General features: G+C 41.2%; 1 protein-coding gene. It reads right to left on the reverse strand.

Features of this window, described 5'->3' with window-relative positions; all coding sequences use genetic code 11:
* Positions 1-63 precede the first annotated feature (63 nt).
* Positions 64-1,128, reverse strand: a complete 1,065-nt coding sequence (locus DWZ76_RS14850; RefSeq protein WP_118466978.1) for a hypothetical protein — start codon at positions 1,126-1,128, stop codon at positions 64-66.
* Positions 1,129-1,425 lie beyond the last annotated feature (297 nt).

Raw genomic sequence — 1,425 nt, forward strand, 5'->3', positions numbered from 1 at the left:
ACGTCTACGCTTTTTATTATACAGGAAGCTCCTTTCCTCTGTTATAAGGTTAATGACTATGGATTAATATCCTTCAACTCCCATCTGCTTGCAGATTTCAGCAAGTTGCGGATCCACATATTTTCCGTTTTCCTCAATTGTCACGCCATCTACGATAATTGTAGGTTTCGATACTACACCGTCTGTGTGAGAAGCTGCTGTCCAGTAGCTTCCGCGAATCATTTTACCCTGACTTCCAATACCAAATTCCATGCATCCAAAAATTCGTTCATCTTCTACGATACGTCCGGTTGGTTTCATAACGCCCGGATTGAATCCGAGTGAATAGTGTGCCAAACGGAACATATTCGGATCGTTGAACGAATGCAGCCATGCGCTGAAACGTTCGGCCTCTTTTCCGCCTTCAATCTTAGTTACACGTCCATTTTCCAAGGTGAGTTTCACATTTTCAGAAATTGCACCCATGTCGGTCGGCGGGAAAATCGCAACATCGAATACAAGGGTTCCATTAATCGTTTCCTCTATTGGACACCAGCTAATCTGGCCAGCCATCATGAACGGATACCCCTTAAAGGTTGCCAGCTGACCGGAGTGACGAACTTTTCTTCCCTCATTTTGGGCTGTTAAATAAGTTCCATTATTATCTTTAATGATAATATCGTTTCCTGCCTCTAATTTAGCCTTTAAAGCCTCTCCCAGCTCTACTACCTTGTTAACATCGACTCTTCCGATACAATTCACGATCATGGTTGCATCCATACCGGTAAGATTAATGTAACGGCAGCCAAAATCAATTGCTCTCTTCCATGCATCACTCAGGAAGATGGAACCGTATGATAACTCAATCCAGACATCGGAAACAGCAACTGCATTTCCAAGCGGAGCCGCCGGTTCTGAATAGGTACTTAAATTGGTCGGTGCGAAAACAAGCAGCGGATTGGCTCCAACAGTATAAGCTGCGCTCATGAGAGCTTCCAGTACACGTTTATCCGTAGAGGTATCTCCGGTAATTACTACGTTCTCTCCCGGCTGCACCAGCATAACATCGTGCACCAACTTGTACGCAGCCTTACTGACCTCATACGATAAATAGTCTTTCGACATCTCAATTCCAATCGGGTATTCCATAGTTCCTCCTTTCCCTAACATTCATAATTTTAAGTATACTATTTTGAAATTCGCGAAAAATATTTTTCTTTGTCTTGATCTTAGCATATAAATCAAATAAAATGAAATTATGTTATTTTATAAAGTGATAAATCTGTATTATACAGACTTTAGTCTGAATTTTGGTCTACAAATTCAAGAATACCAAGGCATTCTTGCTACTAAATGTGCGTTATTTCACATTTGATATAGCCCCCCCACTAAACGCCTTATACAGATATTCACGCAGAAAGGAGAGAGTATATCTGTGTTAAATTA

This window comes from Clostridium sp. AF35-15, assembly GCF_003477745.1.
GTDB lineage: Bacteria > Bacillota > Clostridia > Lachnospirales > Lachnospiraceae > Otoolea > Otoolea fessa.